Source organism: Siansivirga zeaxanthinifaciens CC-SAMT-1 (genome assembly GCF_000941055.1).
GTDB classification, from domain to species: Bacteria; Bacteroidota; Bacteroidia; order Flavobacteriales; family Flavobacteriaceae; genus Siansivirga; species Siansivirga zeaxanthinifaciens.
In genome coordinates this window covers 2,058,085-2,082,126 of sequence record NZ_CP007202.1, presented here as the reverse complement: position 1 = coordinate 2,082,126, position 24,042 = coordinate 2,058,085, and the positions used below count along the sequence as shown (strand labels likewise).

The 24,042-nt window shown below is 33.1% G+C and carries 15 protein-coding genes; 4 read left to right on the top strand and 11 right to left on the bottom strand.

The features are described 5' to 3' along the window. Positions 1 to 15: 15 nt before the first annotated feature. Positions 16 to 1,971, top strand: coding sequence for a DUF349 domain-containing protein (locus AW14_RS09410; protein ID WP_044638574.1), 1,956 nt, complete (start codon positions 16 to 18; stop codon positions 1,969 to 1,971). A gap of 87 nt (positions 1,972 to 2,058) precedes the next feature. Here the strand turns inward: AW14_RS09410 and AW14_RS09405 are convergent, their stop codons facing one another. Both AW14_RS09405 and mazG read right to left on the bottom strand, forming a co-directional pair. Then, positions 2,059 to 4,566: a T9SS type B sorting domain-containing protein gene (locus AW14_RS09405; protein ID WP_084708845.1), complete on the bottom strand. Its 2,508-nt coding sequence runs from the start codon at positions 4,564 to 4,566 to the stop codon at positions 2,059 to 2,061. 78 nt (positions 4,567 to 4,644) lie between these two features. Continuing rightward, a complete protein-coding gene (gene mazG / locus AW14_RS09400) occupies positions 4,645 to 5,421 on the bottom strand; it encodes a nucleoside triphosphate pyrophosphohydrolase (RefSeq protein ID WP_044638573.1) in 777 nt (258 codons plus the stop codon). Between the two features lie 176 nt (positions 5,422 to 5,597). Here mazG and AW14_RS09395 point away from each other — a divergent pair, with 176 nt between their 5' ends. After that, a complete protein-coding gene (locus AW14_RS09395) occupies positions 5,598 to 6,518 on the top strand; it encodes a mechanosensitive ion channel family protein (protein WP_044639584.1) in 921 nt (306 codons plus the stop codon). Positions 6,519 to 6,611: 93 nt separating this feature from the next. Beyond that, positions 6,612 to 7,187 carry a hypothetical protein gene (locus tag AW14_RS09390; protein ID WP_044638572.1) on the top strand — a complete coding sequence of 192 codons (576 nt, stop codon included), beginning with the start codon at positions 6,612 to 6,614 and terminating at the stop codon, positions 7,185 to 7,187. Between the two features lie 197 nt (positions 7,188 to 7,384). Here AW14_RS09390 and AW14_RS09385 read toward each other — a convergent pair whose 3' ends face one another. The 7 genes from AW14_RS09385 to AW14_RS09355 form a co-directional block, all read right to left on the bottom strand. Then, a complete protein-coding gene (locus tag AW14_RS09385; RefSeq protein ID WP_044638571.1) occupies positions 7,385 to 9,655 on the bottom strand; it encodes an aconitate hydratase in 2,271 nt (756 codons plus the stop codon). 162 nt (positions 9,656 to 9,817) lie between these two features. Continuing rightward, a complete protein-coding gene (locus tag AW14_RS09380) occupies positions 9,818 to 12,595 on the bottom strand; it encodes a bifunctional aconitate hydratase 2/2-methylisocitrate dehydratase (RefSeq protein ID WP_044638570.1) in 2,778 nt (925 codons plus the stop codon). Between the two features lie 304 nt (positions 12,596 to 12,899). Beyond that, positions 12,900 to 14,033, bottom strand: coding sequence for an acyltransferase family protein (locus AW14_RS14505; protein ID WP_052647471.1), 1,134 nt, complete (start codon positions 14,031 to 14,033; stop codon positions 12,900 to 12,902). Between the two features lie 20 nt (positions 14,034 to 14,053). Then, positions 14,054 to 15,007, bottom strand: coding sequence for an AAA family ATPase (locus AW14_RS09370; protein ID WP_044638569.1), 954 nt, complete (start codon positions 15,005 to 15,007; stop codon positions 14,054 to 14,056). Positions 15,008 to 15,010: 3 nt separating this feature from the next. Then, positions 15,011 to 16,465: a peptidylprolyl isomerase gene (locus AW14_RS09365; RefSeq protein WP_044638568.1), complete on the bottom strand. Its 1,455-nt coding sequence runs from the start codon at positions 16,463 to 16,465 to the stop codon at positions 15,011 to 15,013. Further along, a complete protein-coding gene (locus AW14_RS09360) occupies positions 16,428 to 17,279 on the bottom strand; it encodes a peptidyl-prolyl cis-trans isomerase (protein ID WP_154662146.1) in 852 nt (283 codons plus the stop codon). The genes AW14_RS09365 and AW14_RS09360 overlap by 38 nt, the downstream gene beginning before the upstream one ends. Continuing rightward, complete coding sequence (locus AW14_RS09355; RefSeq protein WP_044638567.1) at positions 17,280 to 19,235, bottom strand: peptidylprolyl isomerase; 1,956 nt, start codon at positions 19,233 to 19,235, stop codon at positions 17,280 to 17,282. A 143-nt stretch (positions 19,236 to 19,378) separates the two neighbouring features. Here AW14_RS09355 and AW14_RS09350 point away from each other — a divergent pair, with 143 nt between their 5' ends. Beyond that, positions 19,379 to 19,615 (top strand): hypothetical protein, encoded by a 237-nt coding sequence (locus tag AW14_RS09350; RefSeq protein WP_044638566.1) that lies wholly within the window; start codon positions 19,379 to 19,381, stop codon positions 19,613 to 19,615. 60 nt (positions 19,616 to 19,675) lie between these two features. Here the strand turns inward: AW14_RS09350 and guaB are convergent, their stop codons facing one another. Together guaB and AW14_RS09340 are read right to left on the bottom strand one after the other, a co-directional pair. Then, a complete protein-coding gene (guaB, locus tag AW14_RS09345; RefSeq protein ID WP_044638565.1) occupies positions 19,676 to 21,148 on the bottom strand; it encodes an IMP dehydrogenase in 1,473 nt (490 codons plus the stop codon). Positions 21,149 to 21,225: 77 nt separating this feature from the next. Beyond that, a complete protein-coding gene (locus AW14_RS09340) occupies positions 21,226 to 23,979 on the bottom strand; it encodes an outer membrane beta-barrel protein (protein ID WP_044638564.1) in 2,754 nt (917 codons plus the stop codon). Positions 23,980 to 24,042: the final 63 nt, after the last annotated feature.

Here is a 24,042-nt window from a genome sequence, read left to right as displayed (position 1 = left end):
TTAACATTTTTTAAAATGTCAGATATAGATAAATTGCCGCAAACAGAAGGTGACGACCAAGTTTCAAAGATAGAAAACCATTCTGAAGACAAGTCAACCACAAATGAAACTGTAAATCCAGATAATACAATTGAAACTAAGGTTGATAAAACTTTAGAAAAAGATAATAATGAGGATGATGATGTATTAAATGAGATTGAAGATTCGAATGCAGAAGATGCAGAAGATGAAGGCAATAAAGAGCGTCATACCATTGAAGTAAAAGCCTACGACACGATGTCGTTAGAAGCCCTGGCTATAGAATTAGAGCATTTACTTAAAAATGAAAAAATTCAGGCTATTAAATCGCATGTTGAAGCTATAAACAATGAATTTAAAGAAAAATTTCAAGCCTTATTAGACGAGAAAAAAGAAGATTTTTTAAATGAAGGTGGCAATGAAATTGATTTTTATTATGCTTCTCCAGTACAGAAACGCTATAAAGAAGCTTACAAGGAATACCGAAGAAAATTAAACGAACATTATCAAAATTTAGAAAAAAACTTAAAACAAAATTTAGCCGATAAGTTAGAAATTATTGAAGAACTTAAAGGACTTCTAAATGTTGAAGAAAACATAAATACAACCTACAAACATTTTAAAGAACTACAAGAAAGATGGCGAAATACAGGGCCTATTCCAAGAGATAAATACAACAATGCCTGGAATAGCTATCACCATCAAGTTGAAATGTTTTATGACTTTTTACACTTAAACAGAGATTTACGCGATTTAGATTTTAAACATAATCTAGAAAAAAAACTAAAAATTATTGAAAGGGCCGAAGAATTAGCCAAAGACGATAATGTGATGCGTGCTTTTAGAGAACTTCAAGAGCTACACAAAATGTGGAAAGAAGAACTTGGCCCAGTTGGCAGAGAACATCGTGAAGAGATCTGGGAAAAATTTAAAGCAGCCACAAAAACTATAAACGATAAACGTCAATTATACTATCAGGAAATAGATAAAGTTTACGAGAAAAACTTAGAGAAAAAGCTGGAGATAATAGACAAAATAAATGCGATTTCATCGCAGGAAAACAATTCTCATAATGCTTGGCAAAACAAAATTAAGCAAGTTGAAGATTTAAGAGAAGCTTTTTTTAATGCAGGCAAAGTACCTTTAAAAGTTAATGAAGAAACCTGGACAAAATTTAAAGAAGCGGTTAAAAATTTCAATAAATTAAAAAACAACTTTTATAAAAGCTTAAAGAAAGACCAATACACCAATCTTCAAAAAAAATTAGAGTTAATTAAAATAGCTGAAGATAATAAGGATAGTGATGATTTTGAAGTTACGACGCCTCTTATGAAGAAAATTCAAAACGACTGGAAAAAAATTGGTCATGTGCCACGCAAAGACAGCGATAAAATCTGGAAGCGTTTTAAAACAGCTTGTAATGCTTATTTTGATAAACTTCATGCTAAAAAGAATGAGGCCAACAAAGAAAGTTTAGACGCTTTTAACGCTAAGCTTAACATTTTAGACGGTCTAAAAGCTTTTAAACCAAGTGGTAAAAAAGCAGACGATATTGAAAAAGTAAAAGAATTTATTAATAAATGGAGAGATTTAGGTCGTGTACCCAACGATAAACGCTACATTGAAGGTAAATTTAATAAAGCGGTAGACGAGGTATTATCTGGTTTAAAAATGGAAAAAAATGAGGTGGAACTTATCAAGTTTGAAAACAAACTTGATAACATGGATACCACAGAAAACTCCAGAGATTTAGATTACGAACATACCTTTATCCGTAAAAAAATAGATGAATTAAAAGGACAGATTAATCAATTAGAAAATAATTTACAATTTTTTACAAATGTAGATGATGATAATCCTTTAGTAAAAGAAGTTCATAACAACATAAAATCCCATCAAGAAAATTTACAACTTTGGGAAGCAAAACTTAGCAAAATAAAAGATTTGTACTAAGTAATGCTAAGTATAAAAAAAGGCTTGATTTATAAAAATCAAGCCTTTTTTGTATTTATAAACTCTTATTGTATAATCAAAGATTTGTTATCTTTTCAAAGTAAAATGCCCTTTATATGTTGTTACCATACCATTAAAATCTATTAATTCAGCGATAAACCAATAATCTGATTCTGGTAATATCTCACCTCTAAAGGTACCATCCCAAACATTAGATTTGGCTCTTATTTGCTTCAACAATTTACCATATCTATCAAAAATACTTACTTTTGAAGCCTCAGTAAAATCGGAACCTAAACCACGAACTTGCCATGTATCGTTAATCCCATCATTATTTGGAGTAAAAAATTTCGGGAAACCCAATATGAAAACTTCAAAAGAAACAGTACCACAACCATTTTTATCTCTCACATAAATAAAGTGTCTCCCAGCCAAAACATTCGTAAAAACGGTAGAATCTTGATAGGGGCCGTTTTCATTATCGAGAGCAAACTCATAATTTCCAATGCCTAAGGTGTTATTATCGTAATTAATAGATATACTATTGTTATCTGAAACTTCAACAATACAAATAACATCATTATTTAATTTTGCAGTATCCGATTCTAAAACGCTATAATTTACAGCAAAGGACTCGCAACCCAAATTTGATATAGCTTTAACCTGATATATGCCAGGCATGGTAACATCTATCGTATTACTAGTGCTAAGAACAATACCGTTTACATCGCTCCATTCATAGTTAAAAACACCATTAGTATTATAGGTATACAATGTTATTGTTTCTGGATTATTCAAACAGAAAAAATTGGTTTGCCCTACCTGAAATTCTGGTAAATCATTTACTCTTAGTTTTAAATAATTCCCAAGTCCGAAACATTCGCCATTATCATTACTTTCAATTCTAACAAAAATATCTTGAGAATAAGCTGTTTTATTCGTGTAGTTCGTAATTTGAGTAATTTCGTTTTTATTAATCTCGGCATCCTCTAAAGTTTCATAATAATGAACACTTAAATTTTGTCCTGCTGGAAATTCATTTAAAAACGTTGTAGTAGCTTGAGATAAATCGAAATTATGAAAACCATCTAAATTGGTAGCATCATCATCGCAAACTTCGAGTAACGTTGAAAAATTTTGTGGTAACAATGTGGTTGAAATTTTCAAAGAAACTTCAGAAATAACAAAGCAACCTTGTAAAGTTTCAACACGAGCATAAAATACATTACCATTGGTATTATTGTAAATCGTTGGTAGTTTATTTTGTTCCGATTCGGCATCGGTATAAGTTAGATGATAACTTGTTACTAAAGCAGTAGCATTACCAATAATAAACGGAGTTATTTCATCTAAATTAAAGTTTGCAAAACCATCGTTTGGCTGGTTATCAGAATCACAGTTTTTATATTCAACCGTAGATTGAACAACGGGTAAATTATTAATGGTAGCAGTAACTGGTATTCTTTCTCCAATTAAACAACCATTTGTAGCCATAACAAAGTAAGTGGTGGTTTGAGTTAATGTTCTATTTAAAAAAGAGCCTATATGTATGGGGGTTGTAGCAGTAATTGTATCGAACCAATAAACATCACCATTTATGGCGCTTGCCTCCAGAGTTACATCGCCACTGCCGCACCTTGTAGCTGCATTAGTACTTGTAAGTTTGGGAACATATATATTTGTGCTCGCTGAAATTTGCAATACTGGATCGCCAGGTAAACCACCATACTCTACTATATAGCCTTTAGGTTGATAAGGACCAAATGCTTCACCTTCATTTGGTAAATCGTTCCAAGCCCCTCTAATTCCAATTGACGGATCTGTTATATGGGCATAATCTTCATTTCCAAACTGATTGGGTTCTCCAATGTTCCAATTCGCATAATTAGGCGTTGAACCATTACTTAAACCATTCCAAAAAACAGTACCAGCTTCGGGTCCTGTAACCCATTTCCAAACGCCTTCAGTTTCTGCATCACTTCCGCCTATCCAGCCAGCTCCTGCAGCTTGTTCGCCCGACAACTGGGCTTCTTCCGATGATGTAATAGTTGCTAAATACCCCTGTAAACCAAAATAGGTACGACTAGCGGCTGCTATTCTAGCTGATGTCCAAGTAATTCCCAGATTAGGAACATATTCATAATAATGATCTGTAGAAGGTAAGTAGTTGGCATCTCCAATAGTTATAGAAAAACCTTTATCTACAGGGAAATCGCTTGTGCTTTCAAAAACAACATCTTTAATAGCTGCAATTAAATTGCTATAATTAACTGGATTAGATCCTAAACCAAAAAGTTTAAGTTTTCCTTGCTCTACACTCCAAGAGGTTAAAATGTTTGGATGTGAACCAGTTAATGTAAGATTGTCTTCTCCTTGAACGTATCCTTTAGAAATTTGGACAAATAAGGCCTCTATTTCTGTATCATCAGGGTCTGTAATATTAAAATCGGTTACAATATTTATTTGACTTTTAGGACAATAAGTCTGGTCTCCCGTAGCTGTTAAAACTGGAGCCACATTTTGTGACCAAGTATTATAAAAAGTACAAGTGAAAAGCAGAAAACAACATAAAGTGACTTTTAATATATAATGCATTTATATTTGAAATATTAATAATATTAAATATAACCATAAATTAATTTACAATTAGTTAAAATGAAAAAGCACTTTAATTTATAGTTGGGTTTTTGCTTCTTCCCAAAAAACATCCATTTCTGCTAGCGTCATTTCTTTAAGTGGTTTATTAAGTTGCTTTGCTTTTTCTTCTAAATATTGAAAACGCTTAGAGAATTTTTTATTGGTACGTTCCAGAGCATTTTCAGGATTTATTTTTAAAAATCTGGCATAATTAATCATTGAAAACAAGACATCGCCAAACTCGCTTTCCATAGCATCTTTATTTCCATTGGCAATTTCTGTCTTAAATTCATTAAGCTCCTCCTCGACTTTTTCCCAAACCTGATTGGGTGCTTCCCAATCGAAACCAACACCAGCAACTTTTTCTTGTATTCGATTGGCTTTAACTAATGCAGGTAAACTTTTAGGCACGCCCTCTAAAACACTTTTTTTACCTTCTTTAAGTTTTAAATTTTCCCAGTTTCGCTTAACATCTTCTTCATTTTCAACTTTTACATCGCTGTAAATATGGGGATGCCTATGTATTAACTTATCGCAAATGCTGTTACAAACATCGGCAATATCAAAATCGTTGGTTTCGCTACCAATTTTAGAATAGAATACAATGTGTAATAGCACATCGCCTAATTCTTTTTTTACTTCCTCTAAATTATTGTCTAGAATAGCATCACCCAACTCATAGGTTTCCTCAATGGTTAAGTGCCTAAGGGTTTCCATGGTTTGCTTTTTATCCCAAGGACATTGTGCTCGAAGCTCGTCCATAATGGTTAATAATCTATCAAATGCTTTAAGTTGTGCGTCTCTGGAATTCATTATTGAAGTTTTTGTAAAAATACGGTTTTGATTTATTTTGAACCGAAAATTACTTTTTGTTTTATTTATGTTTAAAAAGAATTGACTTCCTAAGAAAAAAATGGTAATTTGTTTATACTAATTAAACAAATAAATTGTATTCTTATGTGTTTGTTAATATAATTCTAAAGAAAAAAGTGATAGATGATTTAAAAAATTGGTTTGAATCGCATAGTTTTCTATTAAGTATTACAAAGTACTTAGTATGGATTGCACTAATTTTGATTATTATCACATTTGCAAGAAAGTTCATAAAAAAACAACTTCCAGATAATTCTCTAAGATATAAATCTCAAAAAGGAATTGAAATTATAGGTTACTTTTTGGCTATTCTTATTACCATCACTTATTTCACAGGCAGCATAAAGGACTTAGGACTTGCGATAGGTTTACTAACTGCAGGAATAACAATAACTTTACAAGAACTAATTTTAAGTATTGCAGGTTCATTTTATATATTCTTTGTACGCGTTTACAAGCCAGGTGACCGAATTGAAATTAATGGAATTAAAGGAGATGTTATAGACATTGACAGTGTGTATACAACAATGATGGAGATAGGACAATGGGTTTCTAGCGACAATTATAGTGGTAGAATCGTCAAGTTAAGCAATGCATTTGTCTTTAAAGGTCCTGTGTATAACTATTCGCAAGACTTTCCGTTTGTTTGGGATGAATTCAATTTACCAATTCGTTATGGTTCTAATATTGAACTAGCAAAAGAGATTGTAATTTCTGTTGCTCAAGATTACCTATCGGAATATGTTAAAAAATCAATTTCAGATTGGAAAAGTGTCGTGGATAAGTACTATATTGAAGATGCTCAAGTGGATCCAACACTTGCAATAACAATAACAGATAATTGGATTCAATTTAATTTAAGATATATAGTTGATTATAAGAAAAGAAGACATACTAACCACCTGCTCAATGAAGAGATTGGTAAAAGAATTTTGCAAACTAACGGCAAGGTAATTTTGGCGTCTGCAACATTTGAAATAGTTAAAATTCCTACTGTAAAATTTGAAGAAGATAAAACTAAAGAAAACAAAACCTAAACTTCATTGAAATGCGGTTTTGCTTCACTGTTAAGCAAAACTTAAAAAAAAGATAAACTCAAGAGACTGATATGAAGCTGCTATGTAACATTTATGAAAAAGATATTTAGAACATTTATTTTAACAATTTTACTATTTAGTCAAGTTGGAATTTCGCAAGAAAATGAAAACTGGATTAAAGGTACTATATTCACGAAAACTGATACAATAAGCGGATTTATTAAATCTAATAGCATATCTAATGAAGGAATAAAATTCAAAAAAGACTTAGATTCTTCAATGGAATTTCTAACTCCCGATCTAATAGACAGATTTGACATTAATGATAATATTTACGAAAAGGTATTTATTAAATCATTTGGTAACTATGGAGAATACAAATTTGGAAAATTAATGCTATCTGGAATGTTTAATTTATTCTTGACTTCAGTAAAAAATTATTCGGCAGCTCAGACTTCAATAAAAGAAATCTATATTTTAAACTTTAATGACAAAACGATTAAATTAAGTCTTAATGCATTTTCCAAACTTAAAGACAAGAAAAAAATTGCTAAAGAATTGGAGGGCTATGATGAATTAAAAAATATTATCTTAAAAAAGGATTTTGACTTTAATGTTTTTTTCGATGAAATTCAAAACTTGAACTCCGACAAAAAAAACGGCACATAATGCCGTAAAAAAATATTGCTAGTTTTAGCTAAACCAAAGTTAGTTGCTCGTTTGCTAGCTTCTGATTTTCCTACAGAAAATCCTCGCACACAAACTTGCAACTTTTCATATACGAACCGATGTAAGCAAAAAAATAATTCTAAAAACAAAAAATCCAGCTATTTGCTGGATTTTTTAATATTTATAATTTAAAATGCTTAAGAAGCATTTTGTTTTTTAATTAAATTTAAAGCAGAGCCTTCTTTATACCATGCAATTTGCGCATCGTTATAAGTGTGGTTTAATTTAATAACATCTTTACTACCATCGGCATGAACCAGCTCTAAGGTAAGTTGTTTGTCTGGTGCAAATTCGTTTAAGTCTAAGAAGTTAAAGGTATCATCTTCTTGAATTAAATCGTAATCGGCTTCGTTAGCAAAAGTTAAACCTAACATACCTTGTTTTTTAAGGTTTGTTTCATGAATACGTGCAAACGATTTTACAATTACTGCAGCAACACCTAAGTGTCTTGGCTCCATAGCAGCATGCTCACGAGACGAGCCTTCTCCATAATTATGATCGCCTACAACAATACTTTTAACACCGGCTGCTTTATACGCTCTAGCTGTATCTGGAACACCAGAAAAATCGCCCGTTAATTGGTTTTTTACAAAGTTTGTTTTTTGGTTATAGGCATTAACAGCACCTATTAAACAGTTGTTAGAAATATTATCTAAATGTCCTCTAAAACGCAACCATGGTCCAGCCATACTAATATGGTCGGTAGTACATTTTCCGTAGGCTTTAATTAATAATTTAGCGCCGGTAATAGTATCGCCTATTGGCTCAAATGGTGTTAGTAATTGCAGTCTTTCTGAATCTTCTGCTACTTTTACTTTTACATGGCTCCCATCTTCTTCTGGTGCCAAATAACCGTTTTCTTTTACTTCGAACCCTTTTGGAGGTAACTCCCATCCTGTTGGTTCATCTAACATCACTTCTTCGCCATTTTCATTAATTAACTTGTCGGTCATCGGATTGAAATCCAAACGTCCTGCAATAGCAATAGCGGCAGTTATTTCTGGTGAAGCCACAAAGGCGTGCGTATTGGGGTTACCATCGGCACGTTTTGCAAAGTTTCTATTAAAGGAATGTACAATGCTGTTTTTTGGTGCATTTTTAGGATCGCTGTAACGCGCCCATTGCCCAATACATGGTCCGCAGGCATTGGTAAAAATTTTAGCATCTAATTTTTCAAAAATTTGAAGAATACCATCTCTTTCGGCGGTATAACGAACTTGTTCTGAACCCGGATTAATACCTAATTCAGATTTCATTTTCACGCCTTTATCAAGGGCTTGTTGCGCTATGGAAGAGGCACGCGATAAATCTTCGTAAGACGAGTTAGTACACGATCCTATTAAACCCCATTCTACAACAATAGGCCAATCATTTTCTTTGGCTTTTGAAGTCATATCGCTTCCTACTGGTGTCGATAAATCGGGTGTAAATGGTCCGTTTAATAACGGGCTCAATTCTGATAAATTAATTTCAATAACCTGATCGAAATATAATTCTGGATTTGCATACACCTCTGGGTCGGCAGTAAGATAGCTTCTTACTTTATTTGCGGCATCTGCCACATCGGCTCTATCGGTAGCACGCAGGTAACGTTCCATAGAATCGTCGTAACCAAACGTAGACGTTGTAGCTCCTATTTCGGCACCCATATTACAAATGGTTCCTTTACCAGTACAAGACATGGATGTGGCACCTTCTCCAAAATATTCTACAATAGCGCCTGTTCCGCCTTTAACAGTTAAAATTTCGGCTACTTTTAAAATAACATCTTTAGGAGCTGTCCAACCCGATAACTTACCAGTTAATTTAATACCAATAAGTTTTGGAAATTTTAATTCCCAAGCCATACCTGCCATAACATCTACCGCATCGGCGCCACCTACTCCAATGGCAACCATACCTAATCCACCTGCATTAACGGTGTGCGAATCGGTACCAATCATCATCCCACCCGGAAAAGCATAATTTTCTAAAACTACTTGGTGAATAATTCCAGCACCTGGTTTCCAGAAACCAATACCATATTTATTTGAAACAGACTCTAAAAAACTAAACACCTCGCTACTTACGCTGTTAGCATGTTTTAAGTCGATAGCGGCTCCATCTTTAGCTTGTATTAAATGATCGCAATGAACTGTCGTTGGAACGGCCACTTTCGATTTACCGGCTTGCATAAATTGCAGTAAAGCCATTTGCGCTGTCGCATCCTGACAAGCAATTCTATCGGGAGCAAAATCTACATAATCTTTACCTCTTACAAAGGCTTTGGTTGGTGTGCCATCCCAAAGGTGATTATACAATATTTTTTCAGAAAGCGTTAATGGTTTTCCTACAATGTCCCTTGCTTTATCAACGCGTTCCGCCATATTAGCGTAAACACCTTTAATCATTTCAATATCAAATGCCATATAAATTCTTTTTTATTATAATTTTTTAATTGCCCTAAGATACAAAATAAGTACACCATTTAAAAACATAAAGCTTATAGATATGCATTATCACTGCTACCGAGAGGCATAAAAAAAGTCCGAGTAAAAACTCGGACTTTAAATATATCAAAACAACAGTGATTACATCACTAATTGTTTTTGTGAAGGCTTGAATTTGGTTAAAACAATACCATCTACTGCTGCTTCATATTCTTCCATAGTTGGTGTTCTTCCTAAAATAGTAGAGAGAACAACCACAGGAGTCGATGATAATAAAGATTCTCCTTTTTTCTCACCAGAATCTTTAACAACACGTCCTTGGAATAAACGTGTAGATGTCGCCATAACCGTATCACCTGGCTCAGCTTTTTCCTGGTTACCCATACATAAATTACATCCAGGACGCTCTAGGTACAGCATGTTTTCATATTTAGTTCGTGCTGCATCTTTTGGTGCATTATCATCAAACTCAAAACCAGAGTATTTTTGTAATACTTCCCAATCGCCTTCGGCTTTCAACTCATCAACAATGTTATAAGTTGGAGGCGCTACAACTAAAGGCGCTTTAAATTCAACTTTACCGTGTTGCTCTTCAATGTTCTTTAATATTTGAGCTAATATTTTCATATCGCCTTTATGAACCATACAAGAACCAACAAAACCTAAATCTACTTTTTTGGTGCCGCCGTAGTATGATAAAGGACGAATGGTATCGTGTGTATAACGTTTAGATACATCTTCGTTGTTAACATCTGGATCGGCAATCATTGGTTCTGCAATCTCATCTAAATCAATAACAACTTCTGCATAATAGTTCGCATTGGCATCAGGTTTTAAAGCTGGTTTAATTCCTGTTTTTAACTCTTGAATTCTAGCATTTGCTTTATCTACTAATCCTTGAAGTACCTTATTTTCGTTATCCATACCTTTATCAATCATGATCTGGATACGGTCTCTTGAAATTTCTAACGATTCTATTAAGGTTTCATCTTCTGAAATACAAATAGATGCTTTAGCTTTCATTTCGGCAGTCCAATCGGTAAAAGTAAAGGCTTGGTCGGATGTTAAAGTACCAATATGCACTTCAATAACTCTTCCTTGGAAAACATTTTCACCACCAAACTGCTTTAACATTTGCTGTTGTGTTGCATGAACCACATCGCGGAAGTCCATATAACTTTTCATGGTTCCTTTAAAAGTAACCTTTACCGACTGCGGAATTGGCATCGTTGCCTCACCTGTTGCTAAAGCTAATGCTACAGTACCTGAATCGGCTCCAAAAGCAACACCTTTAGACATACGTGTGTGCGAATCGCCACCAATAATAATATCCCAATCGCTTACGGTAATATCATTCAATACTTTATGAATAACATCGGTCATGGCGTGATATTTTCCTTTAGGATCACGAGCAGTAATTAATCCGAAGTCGTTCATAAACTTCATTAATCTTGGAATATTCGCTTTAGACTTGCTATCCCAAACCGAAGCTGTGTGACAACCCGATTGATAAGCACCATCAACAATAGGAGAAATAACCGTTGCAGCCATCATTTCCAGCTCTTGAGAAGTCATTAACCCCGTGGTATCTTGAGAACCAACGATATTTACTTCTACACGAACATCTGATCCCGCATGTAATAATTTACCTGGTGTGTTACCTACAGCATTTTTATTAAATATTTTCTCTACTGCAGTTAAACCCTGACCTTCCACAGATATTTCTTTAGAAGTAGCGTAAACCTGAGGAATTTCTTTTCCTAAAATTTTAGCAGCAATGGTTTGTAATTTTTTACCAAAAACTACAGCATAAGACCCACCAGCCTTAATAAACTCTACTTTTTGTGGTGTTAATGACGCAGAAATATCCATTAATTCCTGATCACCTTTGTATAATTTTTTAGTTTTTGTATTTATAGTAAGAACCGTTCCTGTTTCTACAGAATATTTTTGTTCTAAAACAGGTTCGCCTTCGGCATCAAGTACAGGATTACCATCGGCATCCCTTTGTATTACCCAGTTTTTAAGATCGATACCAATACCACCTGTAACACCAACTGTAGTTAAGAAAATTGGCGAAATACCGTTAGTTCCTGCAATAACTGGTGCAATGTTAATAAAAGGCACATATGGGCTACCCGGAATACCTGTCCAAAGCGCCACATTGTTTACACCCGACATTCTAGACGAACCTACACCCATGGTACCCTTTTCGGCTACAAGCATCACACGTTTATCTGGATGTTCAGCTTTTAAAGCTTTCAGTTCGCTTTGCATGTCTTTGTTATGTTCAAAGATACACTGTCCATGCAATTCACGATCTGATCTGGAATGGGCATCACTACCAGGTGATAATAAATCGGTTGAGATATCTCCCACACCAGCAATAAAAGTTACAACTTCAATTTCTTCTTCAATCTCTGGTAATTTTGTAAAAAATTCCGCTTGAAGATAACTCTCAAGAATATCTTTAGCTATTTCACTACCATTTTTAAATGCCGCTTCTAAACGATCGGTATCGGCTTCATATAAAAATACCTGTGTTTTTAATACTTCTGCAGCTTCTTTAGCGATGGCTGCATCTTCACCCAATGCCAAATCAAGCAATACCTTAATAGAAGGTCCTCCTTTCATGTGCGATAATTGTTCGAAAGCAAATGTTGGAGTTATTTCTGCTACCACCGCGTCTCCTAAAATAATTTCTTTTAAGAACTGTGCTTTTACTAAAGCTGCACTGGTAGTACCAGGTAAAGTATTGTAAATAAAGAATTTTAAAGAATCTTCTCTGTGAGGATTTCCTGAATCTTTTATTTGAGCGATAATTTCGCTTAGCAAATCGGAACTGTCTATTGGCTTTGGGCTTAGACCCTGAGCTTTACGTTCTTCGATTTCCTTAATGTAATCATTATAAGTATTCATATGTGAAATATTTCAATATTAAATTGAATTGAGTAATTAATAATCTTTACCTAGTTGCATGCTAACAAAAGAACCTATGAATAGATTTTTCCTATTGAATTAAATCGATTTCATTAGTAACATAAAATGAAGGATTTAATTTGTTAAAGCAGGGCAAAATACAAAATTAATGCAAAGAATTAAAAATAAAACCTGCAATACAAACCCGCTTGAATGTTATTTATTATAGTTTCATAAAAATTTAATATGATTATATTTTTTTCAGTAATTTCAGATTAAAAATGACGATTTAACAAGAATAAATTCACTCAAACCACGATTTCACCCATCTGGAATCTCTAATTTTAGTCATAGGATTTTCAAAATAGGTATACAATAAATAACTTAAACCGAAAGAAACAGACAGATACGTGAACAGTACCAAGAATTTATAAAAGGTATTAATTTCTGAAACAGTAATAAAATACTGAATAGTTAATAATACAATGGAGTAATTTATTAAGTAAATAGCATAAGAAAGTATGCTTATTTTAATGATTATTTTACCAATAAGAGGATTTGGTTTGATTGTTTTTATGTATGGAAAAGTGAGCAACAAGCTAATGGATATAAGCCCTAAATAGAAAAGATTGAAAAATAAGGATGCGTTACTTGGACGAAAATCGTAAACAAAAATAACAAGATGCATTCCAAAGAACAATAAGAATCCAAACCCAAACAACAAGGCTTTATATTTTAGAACAAATGGTTTAAATTTTTCTATTAAAAAAATTGCTAAAAAACCATAATAAATGCTGTCTAACCTATAAATAACAACCTTTCTAAAGTATTTGCTCCAAGCTTCATTAGTAATTTCTGGGTGCGATTGGTGGAATTTAAATTTTAAAAAAGTAACTCCCATAATCGTTATAATACTCATCCACAAAAACAGTTGTTTTTTTTGTGTTCTTTTAAATACAGATACCATTAGAAACAACAAAAACGGACCTAAAACATAGGCATATTCTTCAATAGATAAACTCCATGATTCGGTAAAAAAATCTGGCTGTGCTGTTGTGAAATTCTGTATAAATAAAAAATAAAGCCACAGCTCTTCAACAGGAGAATAAAAAAATAAAAGTAAAACTATATTTACTACTAAAATTAGAAAGTAATTGGGTAAGGTACGAAACCACCGTCTTGTCCAGAAATGACAAAATGCTTTAAAAGAAGTAGCACCTGCATCCAATTGCTTAAGTAAAATACCTCCTATAAGATACCCGCTTAAAACAAAAAATAAATCGACACCAATGGTTCCAAAAAAGCGTAGAATATAAAGTGTGAAAGTCTCTTGATTTGGGAATAACAGAAGTGTTGCATGCGACAACAACACTAAAAGAATAGCAACTGCTCTAATAAGGTCTAATCCAAAATTTCTATGTTTATAAGTTATATCCATAGAGTTCTGGATAATAATTTTTAGAACAAACTGGTTATCACTTGATTTTCTGTAATTCCTTCGGCTTCAGCCTTGTAGTTTTTAATAATTCTGTGTCTTAAAATACTAGGAGCTACCGCCTGAACATTTTCAAAATCTGGAGAAAATTTACCATGAATGGCGGCGTGAGTTTTAGCTGCTAAAATTAAGTTTTGTGAAGCTCTTGGTCCGGCTCCCCAATCGATATAATTTTTAACAATTTCTGGAGCAGCATCGCTATTAGGTCTTGTTTTACCTACCATAGAAACCGCGTATTCTATAACATTATCGGCCACTGGAATACGGCGTATTAATTGTTGAAAATCTACAATTTGCTGCGCATTAAACAAGGCATTAACTTGCACTTTAGAATCATTTGTGGTTGCTTTAACAACGGCTACTTCCTCTTGAAAAGTTGGATAATCTAAGTTTATAGCAAACATAAAACGATCTAATTGTGCTTCGGGTAAGGGATAGGTTCCTTCTTGCTCGATAGGGTTTTGTGTTGCTAAAACAAAATAAGGCAAATCTAATTTATAATGGTGTCCTGCAACCGTTACAGCGCGTTCTTGCATGGCTTCTAATAACGCTGCTTGTGTTTTGGGTGGTGTTCTATTTATCTCATCGGCTAAAATTATATTAGAAAAAATAGGCCCTTTAATAAATTTAAAGTGTCTGTTTTCATCTAAAATTTCACTTCCTAAAATATCACTCGGCATTAAATCTGGGGTAAACTGAATACGTTTAAAGTTTAAACCTAAAGCCTGTGCAATGGTATTAACCATTAAGGTTTTTGCCAGACCAGGTACACCAATTAATAAAGAATGTCCTCCAGAAAAAATAGAAATAAGTATTTGATTGACTACTTCGTCCTGTCCGATAATAACTTTAGCTATTTCAGTTTTTAAAGCTTTGTATTGTTTTACAAATTGTTCGATAGCAGTTACATCCGACATATTTTATTTTTTTAACCAGTTATTAGAAAATTCACAATTTCTGTAGTCGCCACTAATTTTAATGTAAGTGTCTAAAATTTTCTCTTCTTGCCATTTTGCAATGGTATTAATTTTTTTCTCGTCTAAAGCTAATTGTTTAATTTTCAGGTAATCTCTGGCGTAATTTGCCTCATGCTCATCAATTCTATCTGTAACCATTAAAATTTTAAACTTAATGCTTCCCGTTCTGTCTTCTTCTTTTAAAACTAAACTAACTTCACCATCTTTTAAGTTTTGTATTTGCGCATATAATTCGGGATCCATTTTAGTTAATTCAAAATTATAATCCTGTGTTTGCGGATTAATTAACTGCCCGCCATCGTCTCTAGTTTCCTTCTCGTCACTTGCCTCTTTAGCAGCATCGGCAAACGAAATATCGCCACTAACAATACGTTGTCTTACTTTTTCCAGACGCTCCTTAGCTTCTGTTATAGCTTCACTTGATACTTTAGGTTTTAATAATATATGCGCAATATCGTATTCTTGACCGCGTATTTTTTCACAATAAATAATGTGGTAACCAAAATCTGTTTTAAATGGTTCTGAAATCTCACCTTCCTGTAGTGAAAAGGCAACTTGCCTAAACTCTTTCACCATTCTAGGTTGTTTTCTGTTAAGTGTATATTTACCACCTTTACTAACCGATGCTAAATCTTCAGAATACAAAACAACTTTCGATCTAAAACTTGCACCATTTTCTAAAATATCGGCTTTAAATTCTTTTAATCTTTCAATTACTCGTAACTCTTCTTCTCTTGATACTTTGGGTTCTGCAACAATTTGAGCCACTTTTAGCTCGGTACCAAATGTTGGTCGTTCTTCTTTAGATATTTTATTAAAAAACTCACGAACCTCTTCTGGAGTTATTTCTACTTCTTCAACAATTTTAGCTTGCATTTTTGAAGCTAACTGGTTGGCTTTATTAATTTCGAACATTTCTTCTCTAAAGCTTTTTTCGTCATCTTTTTTATAGAATTCTAAAAGCTTTTCCATAGAACCATTGGTTTGTTGTAAAAACTGTTCAATTTGAAAATCGACATTGCGTCTTATATCGGCATCTGATACTTCAATACTATCTTGAATGGCTTGATGCGCATATAATTTATCTTCTAATAACTTACCAAATAGTTGGCAAGATTCTATATCTTTTGTGTTTACGCCTTGTGCCTGTAATTGAAGAAAAGCATTATCGACATCTGACTCTAAAATAATATAATCGCCCACCACAGCAGCAACACCATCAACCTTTCTGGCATTTTTGGTTTTTTTAGTGTCTTTTTTAACAGTTTCCTCTTTTACTACCTCGTCGTTTATTATTTCTTGAGCAAACGTAACATAAGCTCCCAACAAGGTTATGCATAAAATTAAATGGTGTTTCAAATTATTTATAGATTTCAAATTGATTGTTTTTAATAGCATCTGTAGTTATATCTTTTTCTAATTGACTAATAAGCTCAAGCTTTCTTTTATTTATAACAATCTGGTCTATGGTAGGTTTTACATACTCCAAAGGCGCCGTTTCATTACGTAATAAAACATCGTTTATTTGCATCAAATATACTCCTAATGAATCTTTGAGTTGTATAAAATTAGATTTTTTTAACAGTTGATCTTTGTTTTCTGGATTAATTGCCGAAATTTTATTAATTACCTGTCCTACTTTTATCCAAGTGGAGTCTTTTAAATAATACGATTTAAACTGAATAGACATGGCTTCCAAGTCCTTTTTATCTTTAGAATTATAGCGTTTAAACTTTTGTTCAATCTCTTTATAATTTATAATTCTACTATCTACATGCACATATCTAAACTTAATAAGCTCTTCGTTAAGTTTAAAAACCTCTTTGTTTTCGTTGTAATATTTTTGAGCTTCCTCCTTGCTAACTTGTGTATTTATATTACGCTTTACAAGTGCTTCCAGATAAGCTTTGGTGTATAAATCGTTTTTGTATTGCTCTATTAACTTTCTAAAATTTTCTTGCTTGGCTTCACTAAGATTTAATTTTGCACCATCTACTAGTAATTGTTGTGTTGCCCATCGGTTAATAAAATTTTGCACCACTAAAATACTGTCTTCTTTTGTTGCTTCTTTTGAAACCAAATCTTTTACATCATCGTAATACAAATAAGTATCGTTTACGCGAGCAATAGGTTCTCTGTCGTCGGTTTCTTTAAAAAACTGACAAGATGTGAGTGTTGTTACTAAAATTAATATGAAGATTTTTTTATGCACTTATTTCTTTTTTAATTGAGATTTTACACGCATTAAAGCATCATCATTTATTTTAAGCGTATATTTTTTATGAAGCTCATTTAACCATTCTTCTTCTTTGTAAGCTTGATAATCACTTATAACAGCCCCTTTAGATTGCTCGAAAGTTTTTGGTTCTTGGGGTATAACACTATTTACCTTAACCACGGTAAAGGCATCATGATACTTATAAATTTTAGAAACACCTTTTTTTGCTTCAAAGTTTTTTGGTAACGATTGATGTCCAACTTCTAAAGTATCAACAGTAAAAATAATATCTACTTTATCGTTACTATTAATTATGGATTTAATATCGTTAATACTTTTATTTTCTTCTAACAAGTTAGCTACTTTTTTAATTGTTTTTTCTGAATTTGATGAAGCAACAACGGCATCTAATCGTTCGGGATAAAAATAGTTTGCTTTATGACTGTTGTAATACGATTGCAGACCCAATGAATCTGTACTACCAATGCTCCAAATGGTAGATTGCATTAAATCAAATAATAATAAGCCATCACGATATTCTGAAACTATATTTGCAAATTCCTCGTCTTCAAACTCTAAATTATCTTCCTGGTATTCAACTAAATTGTTGTTTAAATACGTTTTATATGCTTTATCAATAACATTTGCATATGAAGACTTAGAGGCTAAACCGCGTTGGTATTTCAATAAGTAATCGCCAAAATCTTTAAAATACAATTGTTTGTTACCAATTTTAACTAAGGGTTTATCGCCTTGAAAATCGACTGGTAATTTCCATGTATGTGAAAAAATACTATCGTTTAAAATAGTTTCAAAATATTTTAAAACCATTTTATTATCTCCAATTTTGTACTTATTATAAAGCTTAGAGTACAGAGCCTCATCGATTAATTTCGATCTAGAATCTCTGGTAACCATTTGTTCTAACTCTGGTTTCATGTCTTCAAATGGTGCAATAGGCTTTTTATCAATTAATTTAACAATGTGCCATCCGAAACTGGTTTTAAAAGGTGCAGATATATCTCCAGACTTTTCTAAACCAAAAGCTACATCCTCAAATTCTATAGAATTTAATTGTCCGCTAGAAAAAGGACTTAATTTACCCCCATTGGGAGCAGAATTTGTATCGTCTGAGAACTGTTTCGCCAGGTTTTCGAATGATTCACCTTGTTGAATCTTTTTATAGATATCCTTAATTTTATCTTCTGCCTTTTCTACCGGAGCCTCGTTATCTTTATCTATCAACATAATATGAGCTACGGTTCGCTCACCTCTGGATTTTCTTTTGTCCTGCACAAAAACAATATGATAGCCAAAATTGGTTCTAAACGGTTGAGAAATCTCACCAACTGGTGTATTAAAGGCAACACTTTCAAATTTGTATACCATTTTAAAACCTGTAAAATACCCCAAATCTTCACCATAAATTGTTTGCCCATTATGAACGGCTTTTCTAACATTCTCGAAGCCTTCTTTTAATGCACGATTTCTATAATCTACAATAGAATTATAAGCAGACAGTGTATCTGCAGGACTTGCATCTTGAGATAACTTTATTAAAATATGGGAGGCTTTTACATCATAAGAAACACGCTCGTAAGCTTCTTTAATTAGAGCTTCTGTTACTTTTGTATCGGTAATGTAATTTTTAGCTAATTGCTTCTTATAATTTGCTAACTCTCTAATGTATGTTGGTTTTTTATCTAACTCTAAAGCTTTAGCTTCTTTTAATTTTATTTTGTAATTGGTAAAAAGTTTTAAATATTCATCTACATCCTTTTGAGATTCGTCTTGAACTAAATCTAAATTTTTATTATAAACCCTAATAAATTCTGAAACGTAAACCGGCTCATCATCAACACTAAAAAGTGTTTCGTTTTTTGGTGATTGCGCATTAACATTAATAAAAAAAATAGTTAAAAATAATAATGGTAGATATTTCAAATTCATACTTTTTTAAATTTAATTGGAAGCAACAAAAATACTAATATAAACCTATAATGCAAGTCGGTTTTACTAACGTTTAAAAAGAAAAAATATTACTTCTTATTATTTTATATTTTTACAATTTGTTAGTAATTACAACACATACTATGCGTAAATTAAAACTGATATGGGATTTTAGAGGTCCCGATGCTCTTAAAATTGCAGAGCACCACGAAATTCATTTAAAAGATTTCATAAAAATTGATAACATTGACTGCCAAATTACAGGTTTTGAAGCCTTGAATCCGGAACATGCTATTGCATTTATGGTTGTAGATGAAGCCATTATGAAACCCCTTAGAGATACTTTAAAACCACATCGCGGACAAGTTTACTCTAATTAAAATTTATAAATAAAAAAAGGGTAGAAAATTCTACCCTTTTTTTATTATGTTCTCATTAAATTATCTAGAATAATTAGGAGATTCTTTAGTGATAGTAACATCATGCGGATGACTTTCATTAATACCACTAGCTGTTATTTTTACAAATCTGCCTGTTTCTTTTAATGTTGCGATATCTTTAGCGCCACAGTAACCCATCCCGGCACGTAAACCACCAATAAATTGATGAATACTTTCGTATAAATCGCCTTTATAAGGCACACGACCTACAATACCTTCGGGTACTAATTTTTTAATATCGTCTTCTACATCTTGAAAATAACGGTCTTTACTTCCTTCTTTCATGGCTTCAACAGAACCCATACCTCTGTACGATTTAAATTTACGACCTTCGTAAATAATAGTCTCTCCTGGAGATTCTTTGGTACCTGCTAACAGCGATCCCAACATCACACAGTCGGCACCTGCGGCAATGGCCTTAGGAATATCACCTGTATAACGAATACCACCGTCGGCAATTACTGGAACACCGCTTCCTTTAATAGCGGCAGCTACTTCTAATACCGCTGAAAACTGAGGAAAACCAACACCTGCAACAACTCGAGTGGTACAAATTGATCCTGGTCCAATACCCACTTTTACAGCATCGGCACCTGCTTCAACTAAATATTTAGCAGCTTCGCCAGTGGCAATATTTCCAACAATAACATCTAACGTAGGGAATTTAGCTTTAACCGCTTTTAGTACGTTTACAACACCCTTGGTGTGGCCATGAGCGGTATCAATAACTACGGCGTCAACACCTGCGTTTACCAAAGCTTCGGCACGATCTACAGCATCGGCTGTAACTCCAAGAGCAGCAGCTACACGTAAACGACCAAATTCATCTTTATTTGCGATGGGTTTCTGACTTAATTTAGTGATGTCTCTAAAAGTTATTAAACCAGAAAGTTTATAATCTTCATCTACAATAAGTAATTTTTCAATTTTATGTTGTTGAAGAATAATTTCGGCGTCTTTTAACGAGGTTCCAACTGCAGCAGTCACTAGGTTTTTGCTGGTCATTACTTCCGATATTGGTCGTTTTTTATCGTGTTCAAAACGTAAATCACGATTTGTTACAATACCTTTTAATGTTCCATCTTCTGCAACAATAGGTATACCGCCAATACTATGCTCGGCCATATTAAGTTTAGCATCTAAAACCGTCGCTGTTAGTGGTAAGGTTACCGGATCGATTATCATACCACTTTCGGCACGTTTAACACGTCTTACCTTAAGGGCTTGTTGTTCGATGGTCATGTTTTTGTGAAGTACGCCAATACCACCTTCTTGCGCCATGGCAATTGCCATTTTGCTTTCTGTAACGGTATCCATAGCTGCCGAAATAATAGGCACGTTTATGGTTATATTTCTGGTGAATTTTGTTTGAATATTAACTTCACGAGGAAGTACTTCTGAAAAAGCTGGTACTAATAATACATCGTCGTAGGTTAAACCCTCTCCTAGTATTTTGTCTTGATGTGCAGTCATGTTGCAATTACGTTATAATTGCGTGCAAATATACAAAATCATACCAATATATCAGTTATTTTTCGAAGCAATATTTTTTATCGACCACGACCACCTCTTCTACCGCCTCGATTGATGTTTCGGTCTCCCAAATTCATGTTTTGTCCGGCAAAACGACCAAACTTATACACGAAAGTTAGCATAAAATATTGCTCTAAAATTCTATTCTCAACATCTTGTATGGCGGTTTCGGTTACCGAACGGTTATAACCGTTATTCTTGCCTAAAATATCGTAACCAACAGCCGTTAAAGTTGCTTTATCGTTCCATAATTGCACTCCTAAACCAGCATTCCAAAATACAGCAGCGCCATCAAAATCATCGCCTACTCGACTGTTATACCGGTACGATACCTTATTGGTTAAAAAAGCATGCTTCAGAAAAAACAAAGAAGATTCTAATCGTAAATTTTGTACAAAAAATTCGTTATCGTTATAAATATTCGTATCGTAACTCGTTTTTGTTAGTGCATAACTATAACTTGCATTGACATCTATTTTTTTATCAAATGAATACCCTAGAGACAAGTTGGGTCTTAAGGTACTTGTTTGTGTTGTGAATTGGATAGTGTTTTGAATGGATCGTATGTTTCTAAAATTGCCATTCATTCTTAAATTTATTGAATAGTTTGTTTTCTTGCTAAAATAAGACTTAGAAATACCCGTATTCCCAGAAAAACTGTAATCCCCATTAATATTTTCGAAAGTAGTAAATCGAACTAAATCGCTATCGGTAATGGTGGAATTGATAATTTTATCGTTTACAAATTCTGCTTTCGCATTAGCCGTTATGTTAATATTATTGAATGCAATGTTATTTTGATATTTAAAATTGATATTATGACTTATTTGCGGCTCTAACAAAGGGTTACCAGTTACAATATTGGTAATATTACTAACATTAGGCACCGGTTGTAACTGATTAATGGATGGTAAATTAACATTTTGTCTGTAGTCTAAAGTGATGTTTTTATACCCTTTTTCGTCACGATAACGTATACGCCCCGAATAGGTTAAATATTCAAAATCGTTTTTAAAATTTCTAGCAATTATAATGTTATCAATATATTTTCGAAATGTATTGGTAAAGGCGCCTTCAATTTCAAATCGAAATTCTTTTAAATCGTATCGCAAAGCCAAAGAAGGTTTTATAGTGGTTGAAACATAACGACTATCTGTGCTAATTTGATCGTTAAAAATGTTGTAATCATCATCTGTATTGTTATAATCAAAAATAGACTTTTGGTTGTTTTGAGTGTTAACAGAAGCGGTATACCCTGGAATAAATTTGAAGTTTTCAAAAATCTCTTTGCTCCATCTTGCAATAAATCTAATATTAGAATTTCTGTTTTCTGTATTTGAAATCTGATCTTGAACTACGGTTGTATTGCTTCGTTCTAACTTATTATTAGAAAAACTTTTGCTGGCGCCATCTTGTTTTGAAAAGGTGGTATTTACACCCATAAAAAAATAATCATTTTTTTTACCAACACGAGATGCTACATTAAAATCGTTGTTAAAATTATAATCGGAGTTACTAGCATTCGATTCTGAAAAATAACTACTAACTAAATCGCCATTTGCATCTTCCGAAATTCGATTGGAAGTAGAAAAGGAGTCGTTGTTTGAAGCATCGAAGTTTATTTTATTTGTTAAACGTACGCTATTTCCTTTTTTATTGTTTTTAGGTTTTATTACAAAGCGTAAATCGGTTCCAGAATTATGACTTTCGGAATCGTTATACCCCCTACTTGTTGCATTGGTAACATAAGAAAAATTGGGTAAGAAATTTTGTGTGAAACTTTTTTGGGCATTATCTCTGTTTTGGGCACTATACTTATAATCGGCATTAATACTGGTCTCGTTCCATTTTCCTTTTGAAAAATTGGCACCTATAAAATCGGATTCGATATAACCATTACTTGATTCGGCATCGGGTAAGGCGTTAAAACCACGGGACATGTTTATGTTATTAGTACCCATGATGATGCCTAATTGCTTTCCTTCTATTAACTGAAACAAATTGGCATTGGCCTGATACTTATCGTCGGTTCCGTAGCCCAAATTAACATCGCCAAAATAGGCTTTATTCTTACCTTTTTTAATTTTTAAGTTGATCTCTTTAGTGCCTGAGGTAGATTCTTCACCAGTAAACTTTTCCATATCGGTTTTAAAATCGGTAACCTGTACTTTGCTTATAGCATTACTAGGTATGTTTTTTAAAGCGATTTCACCATTTTTTTCACCAAAAAAACTCATACCATCTACATTTATAGCTTCAACCTCAACACCATTTACGGTTATAACACCGTCTAAATCGATTTCAACTCCGGGAAGCTTTTTTAATAAATCTTCAACTTTATCGTTTGGTAAGGTTTTAAAACTATCGGCGTTATATTCAATGGTATCTTTTTTAATAACAACCGGCGGCGCTTTTCCAATTATAGAAATAACATTTAACTCTTCAACCTGATCATCGAGTGTAATGTCACCCAGATTAAGTAAATCGCCATCAGGAATATTTATATCTTTTAAAAAAGGTTTGTAACCTAAGTAAGCGATATTAAATATGGCTTTTTTGTCGTTTTCGGCATTAACCTGTAAAGAAAATTTGCCATTTTTATTGGTAATACCGTAAGATATAGGGACACTGTCTTTAATGCTTTGTAAATAAACGGTGGCACCATCAAGGGTATTAGCATTTCTATCTTTAACAACGCCTTCTAAGGTGAATTTTTGGGCAAATAATGATGAGGATAGGCATAGAAATATTAGAAATGTTATATTTTTCAAGGTATTACTTTGGTTTGGTTACGCCTTTAGACCATATAACCCGATTAAAGTTTAAACGATAAA

Coding starts and splice junctions, on each gene's coding strand:
- AW14_RS09410 (WP_044638574.1), top strand. CDS start 16: ATGTCAGATATAGATAAATTGCCGCAAACAGAAGGTGACGACCAAGTT.
- AW14_RS09405 (WP_084708845.1), bottom strand. CDS start 4,566: ATGCATTATATATTAAAAGTCACTTTATGTTGTTTTCTGCTTTTCACT.
- mazG (WP_044638573.1), bottom strand. CDS start 5,421: ATGAATTCCAGAGACGCACAACTTAAAGCATTTGATAGATTATTAACC.
- AW14_RS09390 (WP_044638572.1), top strand. CDS start 6,612: ATGAAAAAGATATTTAGAACATTTATTTTAACAATTTTACTATTTAGT.
- AW14_RS09385 (WP_044638571.1), bottom strand. CDS start 9,655: ATGGCATTTGATATTGAAATGATTAAAGGTGTTTACGCTAATATGGCG.
- AW14_RS09380 (WP_044638570.1), bottom strand. CDS start 12,595: ATGAATACTTATAATGATTACATTAAGGAAATCGAAGAACGTAAAGCT.
- AW14_RS14505 (WP_052647471.1), bottom strand. CDS start 14,033: ATGGATATAACTTATAAACATAGAAATTTTGGATTAGACCTTATTAGA.
- AW14_RS09370 (WP_044638569.1), bottom strand. CDS start 15,007: ATGTCGGATGTAACTGCTATCGAACAATTTGTAAAACAATACAAAGCT.
- AW14_RS09365 (WP_044638568.1), bottom strand. CDS start 16,465: ATGCTATTAAAAACAATCAATTTGAAATCTATAAATAATTTGAAACAC.
- AW14_RS09355 (WP_044638567.1), bottom strand. CDS start 19,235: ATGAATTTGAAATATCTACCATTATTATTTTTAACTATTTTTTTTATT.
- AW14_RS09350 (WP_044638566.1), top strand. CDS start 19,379: ATGCGTAAATTAAAACTGATATGGGATTTTAGAGGTCCCGATGCTCTT.
- guaB (WP_044638565.1), bottom strand. CDS start 21,148: ATGACTGCACATCAAGACAAAATACTAGGAGAGGGTTTAACCTACGAC.